Origin of the sequence: Methanobrevibacter millerae (assembly GCF_001477655.1) — an archaeon.
Taxonomy (GTDB): domain Archaea; phylum Methanobacteriota; class Methanobacteria; order Methanobacteriales; family Methanobacteriaceae; genus Methanocatella; species Methanocatella millerae_A.
Map to the genome: position 1 here is coordinate 1,535,847 of NZ_CP011266.1, position 17,525 is coordinate 1,553,371.

Here is a 17,525-nt window from a genome sequence, read left to right on the forward strand (position 1 = left end):
TCAATATATAATTATGAATCTTTTATTTTTTAAAGTTAATCCTTAACTTCCCTATTTATCATCATTCTTCTCATTTTAGTGTTGTCCAACAGTTTCAAATTATCATCAACATCATATTTTAAATCTGCAATTAGGTTGATTTCTTCATCCCATCCTTCTCTTTCCTGAGTTCTTATTTTTTCCCAGCGTTCAAAATCTTCTTTAACCGGAAGCCCATTCCTTTTAACATTTTCTAATGTATTAAAGAACTTAAATTGAATATTTCCCCTTATTTCCATTAGCTTATCATATTCCTGCAGTAAATCATCAAGCTGATATGACATCAATCTAAACTTTTCACATTCAAGCTCCAATTTTAAAGTATCCAAATCATCATTTGTCATGTTAGTTAATTTAGATTTAATTAGATATAAAAATTATTAAAAAAAGTGGTTTACAACTCCCGCCCACACCTAGCAGGAGCAATTATTTTGAATTATTTAAAAAGCAATTTATCTTTGAAACTGCGTTTCATCTTGCCTTTAGTTTCTTCATTGAATTTAGTATCACCAAGATCTTCATCAATACTAAACATGGCCAACTCATAGACAATTTTATTCAATGCTTGACCTTTTTTGGTCAATATGTATTCAACATCACGTTCATATCGGTCTGATATTCTTTTAATCAAACCGTCTTTTTCCATTGCCTTTAAGCAGTTGCTTAAAACTTTATTAGATAAATTTGGTTTTCCTTGCTTGAACTCTGAGAAACGGGATTTACCGAAAAATAAATCACGAAGAATTTCGATTACCCATTTCTTTTTGAACAATCGCACTACCAAATCGATTGGACATTTGCTATAGGTATTCATTTTCAATTTCCTCCCAGTAATCATATAGGCTTTTTTATCATATATAAAGTTATCGGTATTTTATAGAGTAACTAAAAAGTTACCAAAAGAATTTATATAATAATATCAGAAGTTTTAATTGAAAGTTTTAGTAAAATAGGACTTTCAAGTATTTAAGAGGTGAAAGACATGTATAAACTAAATTCTTGGAATGAAAAAGAAAAGTTTAATTCATCAGAGATTGCGCAAAACATGGTAAGTGGACCATGCGGCAGTGATGTTTCAACAAGCTGCTGTGTGGATACAACAAAAATCAGCACAAGCTGCTGTATTGACACTACAGAAATGTAGATCAATTAAATCAAAACAACACCAATATATCTCAACCCCTCCTCTAAATCATATATTCCCAAATAATCAAAAAAATGTTGTTTTGATAAACACGAAAGGGGATTTTAAATAATCCCCTTTAAAAAAATAATTATAAGCGTTCAATATTTTGCATTGGACACTTTTCAAAGCATCTTCCACAGTGAAGGCAGTTTTCCTGAGGAATACAATATTTTTCACCTTCAACAGGAACATTCTGAGGACATACTCCCTTACATATTCCGCAGGCAACACAATTATCCCCTATTACAAAACCTTTAGGAGTTATTTTAGCATTCCCTAATGTGAATGTTTTTCTAAAAATAGGCTTTTGTGTCAAATCAAAAAATTCCATTTCAGCATTTTCAATGCAGAACGGCTCTAAAATATAACGGGATTCCCCAGGATATACATTATTCAAGAACTTATTTTCATCAAACATCAAATCAATCCAATATTTTTGGTCATCCAACTGATATGCTTCACCAGAGATACGAATTGACTTGTTATCCTTTAGTGAAAGATAGGAAACCTTCGGATGATTAATGATTTCACGATACACATCCTTTCCGCGTCCTGTCAAAAAATATATTTTTTCATCTTCAATATGCATTATATCAATAATTCTGGATTGGGGATTTCCATTTTCATCAACCGTTGATAAAACTGCATCTATTACATCTCTTAATTGGTTAAAACAATCTTCTTTTGTTATCATATTAATCTGAATATTATTTTTCCTTGTGCATTGTTACTTTCCATTAACAAATGAGCTTTTGGAATGTCTTCCAGTGATGTGAAAACTCTTCCAATAGCCGGTTTAATGTCATTAATGATTATAAAATCAAAAATCTCATCAATAATATCCTGAGTAGGAAAATTAGAAAAGAATGAAGTTACATATTTTTTATATAAATGTTTTATTGGATCAAATCCGTCCAAATATTCAATTCCACCTAAAATTCCTGTCACACAACAGATTCCATCTTCTTCAAGTAAATTCAGTGAATCAATTAATGTTTTAGGTCCGATTAACTCCAAAATCTTATTGCATGAAATATAGCCTGACAAATCTCCATCATCAACAACACATTCATCTGCACCACAATTTTTAAGTTTTTCAAATCTGTTTTCATTTCTTGAAGTTGCTATTATTTTACATCCTACTGCACTAGCCAGCTGTATTGCAGTCAATCCCGTAGCACTAGTTGCACCCCTTACAAGCAGAGTATCCTCTTTTTTCAAATTTAATGTTGAAATTGATCCATAAGAAGTAAAATAAGTTTCAGGGATAGATATTATTTCTTCAAGAGTTAAATTATCAAAGGCATAATCCGGAATTTTAAATACATTCTTTTTAGGAAGCAGCGCATATTCAGCATAGCTGCCATCAAATAACCTTCCCATACCACCCATTAAAGCAACGATTTTGTCTCCTTTGGATAAATCACTGTTGGATTCATCTGCAATTTCACCAACACATTCAATTCCCGGAACTACAGGTAAGTTAATGTAAGGCTCATCTGCCTCATAATCCCTTAAAATTACTTCTGAGCGATTGATTCCAAAACCTATGATTTTAACTAAAACCCAATCCTTTTTGACTTTAGGTATATCTATTTCACTTACTTTCAAATCCTGTGCTTTACATGTTTTTTTTAAAACAATTGCTTTCATTATTATCCTACTTCCTTCCAACATTGTGGATCTGGTGAATACATATTATGAGTATATCCATAGCTTACTGCAGGACAACCTCTGCAAAATCTCAGCAATTCACATTTGCTGCATTTTTCAAATTCTTCGAAACGGCGATATTCATTCATTTTATCTCCAGTGAATATATCAAATATTCTCTCTGTTAATGCATTGCCCACTTTGCTGTCCATTCTGCGGCAGGCAAAGACATCACCTGTTGGAAGTATTGTCAAATGACTGTTTCCACAGTTACAGCCATCATAGATGACATCATCTTTTAAATTTTGAGGTATTTTAAAAATTCCCTTTTCATATAGGAACAATGTCCATAAGTGATCTTTTAAATTAAAAAAGGTATTAGAATCTTTATATTCCTGATATTTCTGCCAAACATCATCCAATAAATTTTTATATTCTTCAGGAGTCATTTGTGCTGTTTTTTCAAAACTGGTCGGACAATATCTTGCAAAACTAAACAATCCAACATCATTTTTTACAGCCTCGTCAATAATGCCTGTTATCTCTGAGATATTTGTTTTGGAAACTGTTGTCATGATGCTTGCTCTTACACCTGCATCCTGTAAGGTTTTAACAGCATTTAAAGTTGAATCAAAAGATCCTGGTTTTCTGAAATAGTCATGAGTTTCTCGAAGACCATCCAAAGAAAGCTGATACTGTCTGCAGCCTAATTCATTCAATCGACTGCATACGTCAGGAGTTAAATGAAAAGGGTTTCCCATGATATTGTAATAAAGTTTTCTATCATGAAGAGTTTCAAGTAAATCCCAAAAGTTAGGATGTAAAATTGGATCTCCACCAGTAATGGAAAAATATGGTCTGCGATTTGTTTTTTCACACATCTCCAAACAGTTATCTAAAACGTGCTCCATTTCATCATAGCTCATTGTTACCAGTTCTTTATTATTGTCCTCTGAAAAAATATAACAGTGCTTACACCTTTGATCACAATCATCAAGTATATGCCATTGAAAAGCAAAAAAATCAGCCATGAAATCACTCCAAAAAAAGAAATAAAAAAAGATTATTGAATAATCTTAGAATTTAATATCACTGCCACATGCAGTGTTAATGTCACTACCACAAGCAGAAGCAACAACATCACTACCACAAGCGGTATTAACATCAGAACCACAAGCAGTGTTAATGTCACTACCACAAGCAGAAGCTACAACATCGCTGCCACATGCGGTTGAAATTACATTTTGTGCAATTTTAGAACTAAAATATGTTTCATTTTCATTCCATGAGTTCAATTTAAACATATAATTTTCTCCTTAATTTTTAAATAAAAGAATTTTTCTTTTATTAATTTTACTTTAATTTATTCAATTATAAATAAATTAAGTTACTTTAAAGTAACTATTAACCATTAAGTTACCTCTAAGTAACTTAAAATTAATAAACAAATATTTATAAAAATTTAATTAACAAAAGAGGCATTTAAATGGAAAAAGAAGAAAAAGCATTAATATGTCCTATTGAAATAGCCATGGAACATATCAACAGAAAATGGGTTATCCAAATCATAAGGGACATGTTTTTTGGCAAAAAAAGATTCAATGAATTTAAGGAAGGAAAACCTAATCTTTCCAATAAGGTTTTAAGTAATTGTCTTAAGGAAATGGAAGAAAATGGTTTGATAACACGGAAAACTAATGGTGGAATAGAATATAAATTAACTGAAAAAGGTCTGGCTTTAAATAAAGTACTGTATGAATTGGCAATGTTTACCCTAAATACTGATATTAACAACAGATATTATGATGACGAAAATAAAAAAGAATTAAAAAAAGTTTTTAAAGAAATTTTATTATAATAATTTCTCTTCCCATTCTTTAACTTTAAAACCTGTTAAAACAACATCATCACTAACAATTATTGGCCTTTTAACAAGCATACCATCTGTTGCAAGTAATTCTAGCTGTTCATCTTCAGACATATCAGGAAGTTTGTCTTTTAATTTCAATTCACGATATTTCATTCCACTGGTGTTGAAAAATCTTTTTAACGGTAATTCACTTTTTTCATACCATTCCTTTAATTCCTCAAAAGTAGGATTGTCTTCCACAATATCTTTTTCTGTGAATTCTAGATTATTTTCTTCCAACCATTTTTTAGCTTTTTTACAAGTTGAACATCTTGGATAATGTACGAATAACATAATATTTAATTGATTTTTAAATTAAAAATAGTTAATGTTTAATGCATCACTTAACTGTGAAATATCATCAACAACAGCTACAGGATAGTCATCATTATAAGCTTTTTCATCACCATATCCCCAAGTAACAATGATACAGTCCATTCCTGCATTTTTTGCAGTTGCAATATCTGTTTTTGAATCCCCAATATATATTGCTTCTTCTGTTTTAACATTAGCCATATCAAGAATCCTATTAACACCTATCGGACTTGGCTTTGAGGGATAATTTTCATTATGCCCTTCAATCAAGAGAAAATCTATATCCTTGAGGAATTTATCCGTAAAATATTTAATTGAATCCGTTGTTCTGTTTGAATTGATTGCAAGCAACACGTTTTTATCCTGCAATTCTTCAAGCAAATTTCCAATTCCTTCAAAAGGAACACTGTTTTGCTTAGGTGATTCATCATATATTGGGATGTAAGTTTCCTTAACAGCTTCGATATTTTCCGGCGTGTTTTTGTCTTTTAAAACAAGGGAGACGATTTCATTAATGTTACCGCCCAATCTTTCAACATATTCACTGCTGGTCAATGTTGGAAAATCATGTGCTTTTAAAGCCTTGTTAAGACATATGACAACATCATCAACAGTGTCAACCAAAGTTCCATCAAAATCAAAAATATATAGCTTTTTCATGATATCTAGATAAATGACTTGAAAAATTCCTCAAATTCCTCATCATCCATAGGTTCTGGAATTGAAATATTTTCATTATCCATAATATTTGAAGCAAGCTTTGAGTATTCACCAGCCTCTTCACTTTCAGGATATTTTTCTACAACAGTTTTTGCATCTAATTCAGCATCCTGAATAAGATTGCTTCTGTGAATAGTACCAATAACATGAGTTCCTATTTTTTCTGCAAAAGCATTAACAATCTCCTCTTCATTTTCAACATTTCTGCAGTTGCAGATAATTCCGCTTAAATTTCCCTTAAGCTTTTTAACACCCCTAACAATATTATTTGCCGCATAAAGTGACATGTATTCACCGGAAGTTACAATCAATACTTCATCAGCATAATTTTCACGCAAAGGCACAGAAAAACCACCGCAAACAACATCACCCAATACATCATATACTACAACATCCAAATCCTCTTCAAAAATATCGAGTTTTTCAAGCCTTTTCATTGCAACGATTACACCACGTCCGGCACATCCAACACCAGGTTCTGGCCCTCCGCTTTCAACACATAATATATCCTTAAATCCTTTGAAAACCAAATCATCCCTTTCAGGATTTCTATTATCCTTAAGCGTGTTAACTACAGTGGGAATTCTTTGACCATATAATGTACGTGTAGTGTCTGCTTTTGGATCACAACCAATGACCAGGCATTTTAAATCATCACTGGCCCATGTAGCAGACAAATTAGCTACAGTTGTACTTTTTCCTATTCCACCCTTTCCATAAATAGCTATTTTTTTAATCATTGTTGTGACCTCTCTTTAAGTTTATAGACAAAATCATTTTTTCTAACTTTAGTAGGAATCAAAACACCTACATTTGAGTTTTTAGGAACTTCCTTAACATCTCGACCTTCAATCTGCATGGAATCTATGACATGAGTAACAGAACCCGTGGTTTCACCCTGAATCATTATCCTATCACCGATTTTCAATTCATCCCAAACCCTAATCTCAGCAACACTGACCTTATTATAAAAATTGACCACCTGCCCAATGTCTTTTTTAATGTATTTAGATTGGTTGGTTTCGCTTGTCTCATATGGAACATTGAAATAAAATCCGGTGTCAAATCCACGATTGAAAACACTTTTTAACTCTTCCATCCATTTAGGATTTACTTCATATTCATCAGGATTATTCAAATATAAATCAATAGCTTCACGATAAATTCCAGTTACCATCGCACCATAATCAGGACTGCGTGCCCTTCCTTCTATTTTAAATGAGCTTACACCAGTATCTATTAATTCAGGAATGTGCTCTATCATGCACATGTCTTTCGGTGAAAAAAAGTTAGTTCTATAAGTGTCATCATAGGATTTTGATATGACAAAAGACTCTTCCGAAACATCTGAAGTATTTGAAACAGCATCATTTTGAGACTCTTCAAATGTTAATGTCCAATTTTTACGGCATGGCTGCAGGCAATCTCCACAATTAGCGCTTCGGCCATATAGCCCATAGCTTAAAAAGCATCTGCCTGAAATTGCCATACACATTGCGCCATGAATAAAAATTTCAGTTTCAATAGGAGATTTGTCTGTAATTTCAGCAATTTCATCAATTGACAATTCACGTGAAAGAATTGCTCTTTTAGCACCCAATTTATGTAATGTCTTTAAAGTATGGGAATTGGTAACGTTTTCCTGAACGCTAACATGGGCTTCAAGACCATGTGAAACAGCATCTTCTATTAGTCCAATATCAGATAAAATAAGTCCATCAATCTCTGATGATGAAATGACATCCAAATTATTTTTTAGCTTTTCAATTTCAGATTCTTTCAAAATAATATTTGTGCAAAGATAAGTTTTAGCATCATAATCTGAAGCCATCTTTGCTATTTTAGATAAATCACTTAGAGAAAAATTTTTGGCATTAGCTCTCATATTGTATTCATCCAAGCCAAAGTATACTGCATCAGCACCATTTTCCAATACAGCACGCATTGAGATGAAATTTCCAGCAGGAGCTAATAATTCTACCATATTAATCCTTAAGGTTTATAATAAGTTTCTGCTTCAATATCATCTGGAAGTTCAGTTGGATATTCTTCGTTAAGACATCCTAAACATAAATCTTCAGCAGGCATACCTATAGCATCTATAAGAGCATCCAAAGTGATATAACCTAAAGTATCAATGTCTAATTGCTCCTTAATTTCTTCAATGCTATAATTAGCAGCAATCAATTCTTTTTTAGTTGCCATTGCCACACCATAGAAACAAGGTGCAACTACAGGAGGACATCCAACTAAAAAATGAATTTCAGCAGGTTCTGATTCTTTGACTAAATCAAGTAGTTTTTTAGATGTGGTTCCTCTAACAATACTATCATCAATTAAAATTATTTTTTTACCTTTAATAGCTTCCTTAATAGGATTTAATTTAAGTCTAACAGCCAATTCACGTTCTTCCTGAGTTGGCATGATAAAAGTTCTTCCAACATACCTGTTTTTAATCAAACCTTCACCATAAGGAATTCCGGAAGCCCTTGAATAACCAATGGCTGCAGGAATTGATGAGTCAGGTACTGGAATTACAAAATCAGCATCAATAGGATATAACTTATGTAATTGTTCACCTATATTTAATCTGGTTTGATAAACATTAATACCATCAATGGTACTATCTGGCCTTGCAAAGTAAACATATTCAAACATGCAATGAGATAATCCGTAATCATCTGCAATTTCTAGCATATGGCTTTGAATTTCATCATCTTTAAAGTAAACAACTTCACCAGGAACAATATCCCTAATGTATTTAGCATTTACAACATCAAATGCAACGGTTTCAGATGCTAAAATATAGTCATCAGCTTTTTTAGCAACTGCCAATGGTTTAATACCCATAGGATCACGAACACCATATAGTTCACCATTGACAAGAATGACTAATGCATAAGATCCAACAAGTTTTTTTGAAACGGCTTCAATAGCATCAATGATGCTGTTTTTATTATCATAATATTCTTTTTTAAGCATATAACAAATTACTTCAGAATCAGTGTCTGATTTAAATTCATAACCCTCAGCAATCAGTTCATTTCTTAACTCACCAGAGTTAACAATATCCCCATTATGAGCCATAGCAATAAATCCATCATCAAAATCAGTGACAAAAGGCTGGGAATTTTCTAATCGAGATTGACCAGTTGTTGAATACCTAACATGACCAATAGCAATGTTTCCTTCAAGATTATGGATTTCATAATCTTTAAAGACATCAGTGATTAAACCCATGCCACAGTAATAATTCAATCCTTTTTCTGAATTGAAAGTTGCTATACCTGCAGATTCTTGACCTCTATGCTGTAAAGCATACAAACCATAATAAACAAAAGAAGAAACATTCCTAGAAGTATCCTTAGAATGAATTCCCACTATACCACATTTATCTTCCATCTCACCTTGCATTTGCAAACACCATTTAATTATCAATTATTATTTTTCTTCAACCTACTATAAATAATAATCTTTTTACTCCTAGAAATTCTCAAAAGTGTTTGGTAAATCATAATCATCCCGAACTTCCGGAGGCTTATTTGAATGTTTAGAAGATAATTCCTTGGTTAATTCATCTTTATTATCTTCAACAAAAATTAAAGCAGTTTTAATAATTTTTAACCAATCAATAGCCAGATTTCTAGATTGAGCTGCTATAAAACCTTGTCCAACAAGTATATTATCAGGTCTGAACTTATTTGTAGCTATTACAATCTTTTCCTCATCAACCAAATTCTGATTAAAAGTTTCTCTCCACAGTTCATCCAGCCTGTAAATTTCTAAAAAATCTTTAGTGTGGATATTTTCAAACCTATTTTTAAAATTTGTGAAATCTGATTTTAAATTGTCAATATCATCATGCAAATCCTTATTTTCCATTGACAATACTTCATTTTCCTTAATGAGCTTATTATAATCATCAAGTAAATTATTATAGTTATGAGTAACTTTCAATAGTTTATTTTCCAAAGTATGAATATTAATTAAATTTAAAGAATAAGAAAGGGTAGACTTGATGATTGAATTCAATATTTCCTTTTGTGCAAGTTCAATATTAATCTCTTCACTTTCAAAAAGGACATTGTTATAATCAAATAAGCCAATATGATTAAAATCTGTTTTTAAATCATTGAATAGCATATTAAAATTATCATCTTGGCCATATCCACCAATAAGAATAATATCTGCACCTTCAGCTACTTTTTTAGCTATTTCAAAATCTGTGGTGGGAATTATAGATGAAACAACAATATTATAATCTTTTTCTAGCTGAACATTATTAACAGCCTTTGAAATCAAACCTGCAATGTCAAGGTTTGATACGATAATTCTAACATCAATCTTTGAGTTATAATTGTTGTTTTCCATAATAAACCTCTTAGATATCATTCACCTTTTGATGCCATTTCCATGCGGATGATACAATACATTCCAAATCATATTTAGGTTTCCAACCAAGTTCCTTTTCAATTTTGGATGCATCTGCAATTAAAATATCAGGATCACCTTCACGACGATCAGCAATGTCAACTTTAAAATCACGACCAGTGACTTTTTTGCACATGTCAATAATCTCACGAACTGAATATCCTTGTCCATTTCCTAAATTGAAGATATTAGATTCATTTTTTTCACATAAATATTCATAAGCGGCAATATGTGCACTAGCCAAATCATTAACATGAATATAGTCACGAATACATGTACCGTCAGGAGTATTATAATCAGTACCAAATATTGAAATGGAGTCCCTTTTACCAATAGCCGCATCCAAAACCAATGGAATCAAATGAGTTTCAGGGTCATGCAGTTCACCAATTTCACAGTCAAAATCACATCCTGCGGCATTGAAATATCTTAAAGAAACATAGTTGAAATCACCTTTTTGGGCTTCCCTTTCCAATGCCTTTTCAGTAATCCATTTTGAATGACCATATGGATTGATTGGCTTTAATTCCTGATCTTCTGTAATTGGAACCTTTTCAGGATTACCGTAAACTGCAGCAGTTGATGACAAAATGAATTTATCTACACCGAATTCTCTCATAATCTGTAAAAGATTTAATGTGTTTTTGTAGTTGTTTTTGAAATATTTTTGTGGAAGTTCAACAGATTCTGCAACAGATGAAAATGCGGCGAAGTGCAATACTCCATCTATATCATATTTTTCAAATACTTCGCGCAAATCCTTACTTCCAAAGTCATAATCTTCAAAATTGCCCCATTTAGCAAATGTTTCATAACCTTTACACAAATTATCTACTACAACAGTATCATAACCTGCATTATGTAATGCTTTATTAGTGTGGGAACCTATATAACCTGCTCCACCAGTGACTAAAATCATTCAAACACCTAGATAAATTTACCTAATTTCAATAAGGCTTTAGGTGAAATTTTAATTAATTTTTTAACGATTTCTGTAGTGGAAATTTTCTCGAAGCTTTCACCTTCAAATGCATGGGCAATACTGTCTAACTCTTCATCAGATAATGTAAGCAAGTATTCTTGAACTTTTTTATATCTTTTAATTTCATAATCCAACTCGTCATGAGCCATTTGATCATATTGCTTTAAGAATTTTTTAGAGCAGTCTTCCTTGATTGCTTCTGCTGCTACTTGACCAGCACACATTCCACCAGTCATTCCACTAATGATTCCACCACCGGTTAAAGGATTTACTTGACCTGCAGCATCTCCAACGACCATAATGTTATCATCATAAAGCTTTTTAGTCATTCCACCAACAGGGTCTCCACCAACATTTAACTCAACAGCCTGAGCATTTTGGGTGTAAGGACATTTAGCAATGAAATCATCCAAATATTCAATTGCAGGCTTTTCTGCCATATGTGGTAAAACAGCTAAACCAATGTTAGCGATGTCATCTCCTTTAGGGAAAATCCATACGTATCCTCCAGGAGCACATGATCCGAAGTAGAATTCAATGACGCCGGGTCTTTCAAATTCCACGTTACACATTTCGTATTGAACACCTGATTCCATTTCTTTTGCTTTTGCAGCTGGTTTAAGACCTGCCCATCTTGCAATATGTCCTTCCGGACCGTCAGCAGCAATCAATATTTTACATTTGTAAGTTTCTTGTTTACCCATGGATTCAGTTTCAACAATGTAACCATTGTCAATTTTATCAATACCTGTTACTAATGTTTTGATTTTAATTTCAGCACCGGCTCTTGCAGCATCCATTGCCATGAATTTATCGAAAACTTTTCTCTCAAGGATATAACCTGCTTCAGGCAATTGAACTTCATCTTTAGTCAGCCATACATCTGTTCCGTCTGGAGCCTGTAACCTTACACCTTGAATTTCCTGTGTTACGAAACGAGGACTAGGTTCAATTCCTAATTTTTCAAGCCCTTGAATTGAAACTCCTTCAGCACATCTTTTTGGTGCTCCAATTTCAGATTTTTTATCCATTAAAATAACTTTTGCTCCACCTAATGCAGCATGTTTTGCTGCAGTTGAACCTGCTGGTCCTGCACCCACTACTATTACATCAGTTTCAATCATAAAAATCAGTCCTCTTTTTCTAAAGCGTTAATTGGACAAGCTTTAATACATGTGTCACAATCCCTACATTCATCTTCTTTAAAAACTAAAGAATATTCTCTTACTTGAATTAAATTTCTTGGGCATACACCTGCACATTCTCCACAGAATGAACACCATTCTTTAACTATCATAATATCTCCTTTCTTAAAAAAATAAACTAAAAAGTTTAGTTATTAATAGTAATGTTTTTATTAATATTTAAACATTTGTAAAAAAATAGCCTATATGACTAATTTAATAAAAATAAAAGAAAAAAATAGTTATTTTACCAGTAAAACTGGAATATCTGAGGTTCTTAAAAGTCTTTCAGATACAGAACCAATCTGATGGTCACTAACATTATTTTCTTCAAAAGATACAAACCTTTCATTATCAGAACCATAACGATGAATAACGACCAAATCAGCGCCAGTTTGATTAACAATGAATTTCATATCCCTTAATGCATCAGCAGTCAATAAATGTTGAGTAACTTCAATGTCATATTCGCCAGCCTTTTTGGCAACTTTATCCAAGATTGCATCACCGCTATCCTCCTCAGAATCATAGCTACTGAATGAAAATTCCTCCAAAACATGAACCGCAGCAATTTTAGATGAAAATTTATGAGCTATTTCAATAGCCACATCTGCGGCTTCATAGCCATATTTAGACCCGTCCACAGGAACGCAAATTACATCAAACATTTTTATTCCTCTTTTAAGTAACTTGCATGACAGAAATCAATGAAATCATTAACAATCTTATCCATATCTTCACTGTCATCGATTATTTTACCGTCATCCATGAACAGTGCCCTATTTGACAGTTCCTTAATGAAATCAGTATTATGTGAAATCATGATTATGGTAATTTGATATTTTTTGGATATCTTTTTAAGTGAATTAGTAACGATTCTTAAAGTAATAGGGTCTAAATCACCGAACGGTTCATCCAAAAGTAAAATTTCAGGTTTAGAAATTAAGATTAAAGCAAGCATTACACGAACTTTCTGACCGCCAGATAATTCATAAGATTTTCTGTAAAGTATATCCAAATCCAAATCAAGACTCTCAAATATGTCAGCAACAGCTTCACGAGTAGCTGTTTCTGGGAATTTAGGGAATAAATCATTTAAAATATCTGGAGAAAGACCAACTTGTTCAAGACGTGCTTTAGCTTCACTTTCCTGTAAATCAGTGAGTAAATAAAGAGAATCCAACAATTCATCACTCAATCCCATTCTTTCAGCTCTTTGTCGAGCTTCTTTAACGACGTTTTGATTTTTATAACCCAAACGAGTAGCTAATTGATCTAAAACAGTAGCGTAATGAGATAAAGCAAATTCCTGATGCATAAAACCTAATTTTGAACGGATTTTCATACGGCCAATTCCGGCAATGGCAATGTCATGCCACTTTCCATCAACCTGATACAAAACATCCCCTTTGTCTGAATCATCAAGTCCTGCAAGCATTCTAAGCAAAACAGTTTTACCAGCACCACTAGGACCTATTAAACTTAAAATATTTTCCTTTTGAACTTTAAAATTAATGTCCTCAATCTGAAGAACTTCTCCACCAGTCAACAAGTAGAACCTTTTATAGACATCCCTTACATCTATGATATCCTCATCGGTTGAAACATTTTTAATATCGACAATAGGATCCATTCCACCCATAAATTCTTCCGTAATCTCATCAGGGGTTCCTTCTTTTTTAATTTCACCATCTTCCATCAATATTACTCTATCTGCAAGATATTTTTGAACTTCAGGCAAATGTGAAACAACAATTACAGTAATATTTAATTCTTTATTGATATTTTTAACTGCATCAAGGATTTCTTGTTTTGTTTTAGGGCATGCCATTGTTGCAGGTTCATCTAAAAGTAATGCTTTTGGTTGTTTTGCAAGCTGACGGGCAATGATTAATCTTTGTTTTTCCCCACCACTCAATACTGAAGCATAATGATCTTTTTTATCAGTAAGAGACACCAACTCTAAAATCTTATCTGCCTCTTCACCAAACTCACTTTCAGCAACCTTAAAATCTGTACCGCCTTCATCATGATATTTTCTTGAATATAATTTCCTTAAAACATTTTCACGCACGGTATCCGGCCATAATCCGAAAGACCTTTGAAGATGAATTGCTGTAACTTTTTTTAGTTTATTATAATAATATTGGGAGGATTTTTCATTAATGCTTACATCAGCAACAGTTATGCTACCCTCATCAATATGTTCAACTCCTCTTAAAGCTCTTAAAAGTGTTGTCTTACCAGAACCACTTTTTCCCATGATTCCAAGAATTTCTCCTTCTTCAACAGAGAAACTGACATTTTTAAGACCAACAACAGAGTTACCGTCATCTAATTTATATGATTTACTTACATTTTCAACATTAATCATGTTCATGCCCCATTATAACATACAAATTTTTATAAATGAAACTATTTAAAAATATTTATTAGTGATACAAATGAGTTGTGAAAATAAAATTAAAGAATATGTTAACAGTTTAGAAAATGATAAATTATTAATCGAAACACATTTTGCCAATATAGAAAGAATAATTAAGGAAAATGACAAATTAGAAAGGGAAAAACTAATCGGAGTACTCTCTAACTTCAATACCCTAAACATACAATACGATCAGTTATGTAATGATTTAATTACTTTTATGAAGATTTTCAAACCTGAAACTAAAGAAATCAGACTTTACAAAACCGATGAACTTGTTGAATTATTGAATCAAAAAGCTAATGAGACTGAAGGCTAACTTTGATAATTTATAGTTACCTGACCGCCGGAATTTGTAGTTGAATTTTCAGCTACGACCTCACCATTTTTTAAAAGTTGAACAGTCATGTTTTCAGTAGAATCGTCATTTTTTTCAACCAGAACATAAACCTTATCCCATGCAGCACAGTCTAAGTCAAAAGTATGTCTTCCTTGAGTTGATTGCTCTTGAAGTGTGCTAGGTTCTCCTGCTTTAGAATACCAGAATCCATCGTAAATTACTTTTACCGCATAAGGATGAGAAGAGCCCTGCTGCACATTATTATCTGCAACAACAACATTTAATGATTCTTCATTAGTTGGCTTGTTAAAATGATTAATAGCTGAAAATAAAACTAATGCAATAGCAATTATACCAATAATTAAAACAATTTTTTTTGCTGTTCCCATTTTCCACCCACCTTTTTTCTGACCTGTGGGTGAACCATCCAATATATAGGAACAGTTCTCACAATACGTGGTTGACGAAATATTGTCATGACCACATCTTGGACATTTTACCATAATATATACCTAATAATAATTCTTTAAGTCTTATTATTCAAATACTTATATTTAAAGTTAATGCAAAAATAAGCGATTTAAACAATTTAATGGAAAAAATCATATACATTTTGGGCAGAATTTTTACTCATGCCCTCAACTTTTAAAAGCTCATCAACACTTGCATTTTTAATATTATCAATAGATCCGAATTCCTTTAAAAGATTGATTTTACGTTTTTTACCAATACCTTTTATATCATCAAGACTGGATTGGATTATATTCTTACTTCTAAGCTTTCTGTGATAAGTGATAGCAAAACGGTGAGACTCATCCCGAACCTGTTGCAGCAAATGAAGAGCCCTGTTGTTTTTAGGAATTATAATGGGCCTTTTTGAATTCGGAAGATAAATCTCTTCAAATTCCTTTGCAAGACCTATAATTGGAATATGGCTTAAATTTAACTCATCCAAAACATCACAGGCCATACCCAATTGACCTTTACCTCCATCAATGACAATCAAGTCAGGCTCAGGGTCTGTTTCAATCATCTTTAAACGACGAGTCAGTAATTCTTTCATCATTGCAAAATCATTTGGTCCTGGTGTTTCCATTTTGAAATGCTTATACATCTTTTTGTTTGGTTTTGCATCCTTAAATGATACCTTAGAACCAACAGCAAATTTTCCTGAGATGTTACTTATGTCATAACCTTCAATAATACGAGGCAGCTTTTCAAGCTTCAAATATTTTTTAAGTTCTATCATTGAGTTTTCGAGCTTTTTCTTTTGATGCTTAATTATTTCAGCATTTTTCTCCGCCATCTTTACTAGCCTTAACTTAACTCCCTTTTGCGGAACTTTTATATGTACTTTATTTCCTCTCAAATCACTTAGCCATTCTTCAAGCAATTCATTATCATCAATCTCTTCACTTAATAATATCTGCTTTGGAACATGTCTGTTATAACCATAATACTGCTGAATGAATGATGATATAATCTCTGAAGTAGAATCATGCTCTGACCCGCTCATCAAAAAGTCATCACGGCCGGTGATTTTACCATTACGAACAGGCATGATAACGACATAAATATCAAGTTTGCCTTTTGCAATAGCTATTACGTCCTGGTCCAAATCATCATCAACCAAATCAACAAATTGTTTTTCCATAATTTCTTCAATTGATTCAATTTGATCTCTTAGCACTGCAGCCTTTTCATATTCTTCACTTTCTGCAGCTTCTTTCATTTCCTTTTTCAGATTCTTAACGATGACTGAATATTTACCCTGGAAAAATAAATCAATTTTGTTAATGATTTCACTGTACTCCTTTTCTGTAATATTACCTGTGCACGGAGCATAGCATAAATCAATTTGAGCATTAAGGCATGGCCCATCCATATTACGACAGGTCCTAATTTTAAATAATGATTTTAAAAATTTGACCGTTCTTTTAACAGAACCAACATCAGTAAATGGTCCATAATATATGCCATTTTTAGTAATGTTTCTTGTAATGACTAAACGCGGGAACTTTTCATCAGTTATTTTAACATAAGGATAACGCTTATCATCCTTTAGCTGAATATTATAACGAGGATGATGCTTTTTGATTAGATTAGCCTCTAAAATCAAAGCTTCCTTTTCGGAATTTGTTATAATATACTCCAAACTATCAAAATGACTCATTAAAATTTGAGTTTTCGGTCTGTCCAGTTTTTCCCTAAAATAGGAACGTACCCTATTTAAAAGATTTTTAGCCTTACCAATATAGATTATTTCACCATCGGCATTTCTCATAATATAAACACCTGGCTTTTTTGGCAGATTTTCTGGAGATTTAATTTTTGTAGACAT

General features: G+C 32.4%; 22 protein-coding genes. 3 read left to right on the plus strand and 19 right to left on the minus strand.

Features of this window, described 5'->3' with window-relative positions; all coding sequences use genetic code 11:
- Positions 1–35 precede the first annotated feature (35 nt).
- A complete protein-coding gene (locus tag SM9_RS06670) occupies positions 36–383 on the minus strand; it encodes a hypothetical protein (protein ID WP_058739401.1) in 348 nt (115 codons plus the stop codon).
- A 92-nt stretch (positions 384–475) separates the two neighbouring features.
- The gene (locus SM9_RS06675) at positions 476–853 is read right to left on the minus strand and encodes a winged helix-turn-helix transcriptional regulator (RefSeq protein WP_058739402.1); all 378 of its coding nucleotides are present in this window, start codon (positions 851–853) and stop codon (positions 476–478) included.
- 168 nt (positions 854–1,021) lie between these two features.
- Between SM9_RS06675 and SM9_RS12020 the strand changes: the two genes are divergently transcribed.
- Positions 1,022–1,183, plus strand: a complete 162-nt coding sequence (locus tag SM9_RS12020) for a hypothetical protein (protein WP_157064696.1) — start codon at positions 1,022–1,024, stop codon at positions 1,181–1,183.
- Between the two features lie 130 nt (positions 1,184–1,313).
- Here the strand turns inward: SM9_RS12020 and SM9_RS06680 are convergent, their stop codons facing one another.
- Genes SM9_RS06680 through SM9_RS06695 form a run of 4 tightly spaced genes read right to left on the minus strand, consistent with a single transcriptional unit; the run spans position 1,314 to position 4,182 of the window.
- Positions 1,314–1,919: a pyridoxamine 5'-phosphate oxidase family protein gene (locus SM9_RS06680; RefSeq protein ID WP_058739403.1), complete on the minus strand. Its 606-nt coding sequence runs from the start codon at positions 1,917–1,919 to the stop codon at positions 1,314–1,316.
- Complete coding sequence (locus SM9_RS06685; protein ID WP_058739404.1) at positions 1,916–2,878, minus strand: zinc-binding dehydrogenase; 963 nt, start codon at positions 2,876–2,878, stop codon at positions 1,916–1,918. Before SM9_RS06685 ends, SM9_RS06680 begins: the two co-directional genes overlap by 4 nt.
- Positions 2,879–2,880: 2 nt before the next feature.
- On the minus strand, positions 2,881–3,909 hold the full coding sequence (acgM, locus tag SM9_RS06690) for a radical SAM/SPASM domain protein, ACGX system (RefSeq protein ID WP_058739405.1): 1,029 nt from the start codon (positions 3,907–3,909) through the stop codon (positions 2,881–2,883).
- Between the two features lie 45 nt (positions 3,910–3,954).
- Positions 3,955–4,182, minus strand: a complete 228-nt coding sequence (locus SM9_RS06695; protein WP_058739406.1) for a hypothetical protein — start codon at positions 4,180–4,182, stop codon at positions 3,955–3,957.
- Between the two features lie 182 nt (positions 4,183–4,364).
- Between SM9_RS06695 and SM9_RS06700 the strand changes: the two genes are divergently transcribed.
- Positions 4,365–4,736: a winged helix-turn-helix transcriptional regulator gene (locus tag SM9_RS06700; protein WP_058739407.1), complete on the plus strand. Its 372-nt coding sequence runs from the start codon at positions 4,365–4,367 to the stop codon at positions 4,734–4,736.
- Here SM9_RS06700 and SM9_RS06705 read toward each other — a convergent pair.
- From SM9_RS06705 to SM9_RS06755, 11 genes are all read right to left on the minus strand, one after another.
- A complete protein-coding gene (locus tag SM9_RS06705; protein WP_058739408.1) occupies positions 4,731–5,081 on the minus strand; it encodes an arsenate reductase family protein in 351 nt (116 codons plus the stop codon). The genes SM9_RS06700 and SM9_RS06705 overlap by 6 nt on opposite strands.
- A gap of 21 nt (positions 5,082–5,102) precedes the next feature.
- Complete coding sequence (locus SM9_RS06710; protein ID WP_058739409.1) at positions 5,103–5,762, minus strand: HAD family hydrolase; 660 nt, start codon at positions 5,760–5,762, stop codon at positions 5,103–5,105.
- A 5-nt stretch (positions 5,763–5,767) separates the two neighbouring features.
- Complete coding sequence (gene cfbC, locus SM9_RS06715) at positions 5,768–6,562, minus strand: Ni-sirohydrochlorin a,c-diamide reductive cyclase ATP-dependent reductase subunit (RefSeq protein ID WP_058739410.1); 795 nt, start codon at positions 6,560–6,562, stop codon at positions 5,768–5,770.
- A complete protein-coding gene (locus tag SM9_RS06720; RefSeq protein ID WP_058739411.1) occupies positions 6,559–7,806 on the minus strand; it encodes a peptidase U32 family protein in 1,248 nt (415 codons plus the stop codon). The genes cfbC and SM9_RS06720 overlap by 4 nt, the downstream gene beginning before the upstream one ends.
- Before the next feature lie 8 nt (positions 7,807–7,814).
- Positions 7,815–9,236 carry an amidophosphoribosyltransferase gene (purF, locus tag SM9_RS06725; protein ID WP_157064697.1) on the minus strand — a complete coding sequence of 474 codons (1,422 nt, stop codon included), beginning with the start codon at positions 9,234–9,236 and terminating at the stop codon, positions 7,815–7,817.
- A 69-nt stretch (positions 9,237–9,305) separates the two neighbouring features.
- On the minus strand, positions 9,306–10,193 hold the full coding sequence (locus SM9_RS06730) for a hypothetical protein (protein ID WP_058739412.1): 888 nt from the start codon (positions 10,191–10,193) through the stop codon (positions 9,306–9,308).
- Positions 10,194–10,203: 10 nt separating this feature from the next.
- On the minus strand, positions 10,204–11,172 hold the full coding sequence (galE, locus tag SM9_RS06735) for a UDP-glucose 4-epimerase GalE (protein ID WP_058739413.1): 969 nt from the start codon (positions 11,170–11,172) through the stop codon (positions 10,204–10,206).
- An 8-nt stretch (positions 11,173–11,180) separates the two neighbouring features.
- Positions 11,181–12,359 (minus strand): NAD(P)/FAD-dependent oxidoreductase, encoded by a 1,179-nt coding sequence (locus SM9_RS06740; protein ID WP_058739414.1) that lies wholly within the window; start codon positions 12,357–12,359, stop codon positions 11,181–11,183.
- Between the two features lie 5 nt (positions 12,360–12,364).
- Entirely contained in the window at positions 12,365–12,532 is a 168-nt protein-coding gene (locus tag SM9_RS06745) for a 4Fe-4S binding protein (RefSeq protein ID WP_058739415.1), read from the minus strand.
- Between the two features lie 129 nt (positions 12,533–12,661).
- Positions 12,662–13,087 (minus strand): universal stress protein, encoded by a 426-nt coding sequence (locus tag SM9_RS06750; RefSeq protein WP_058739416.1) that lies wholly within the window; start codon positions 13,085–13,087, stop codon positions 12,662–12,664.
- A 2-nt stretch (positions 13,088–13,089) separates the two neighbouring features.
- Complete coding sequence (locus tag SM9_RS06755; RefSeq protein ID WP_058739417.1) at positions 13,090–14,793, minus strand: ATP-binding cassette domain-containing protein; 1,704 nt, start codon at positions 14,791–14,793, stop codon at positions 13,090–13,092.
- A gap of 70 nt (positions 14,794–14,863) precedes the next feature.
- Here SM9_RS06755 and SM9_RS06760 point away from each other — a divergent pair, with 70 nt between their 5' ends.
- Positions 14,864–15,163: a hypothetical protein gene (locus tag SM9_RS06760; RefSeq protein ID WP_058739418.1), complete on the plus strand. Its 300-nt coding sequence runs from the start codon at positions 14,864–14,866 to the stop codon at positions 15,161–15,163.
- Here SM9_RS06760 and SM9_RS06765 read toward each other — a convergent pair.
- Both SM9_RS06765 and uvrC read right to left on the minus strand, forming a co-directional pair.
- A complete protein-coding gene (locus SM9_RS06765; protein WP_157064698.1) occupies positions 15,160–15,687 on the minus strand; it encodes a zinc ribbon domain-containing protein in 528 nt (175 codons plus the stop codon). The genes SM9_RS06760 and SM9_RS06765 overlap by 4 nt on opposite strands.
- An 86-nt stretch (positions 15,688–15,773) precedes the next feature.
- A complete protein-coding gene (gene uvrC, locus SM9_RS06770; protein WP_058739420.1) occupies positions 15,774–17,525 on the minus strand; it encodes an excinuclease ABC subunit UvrC in 1,752 nt (583 codons plus the stop codon).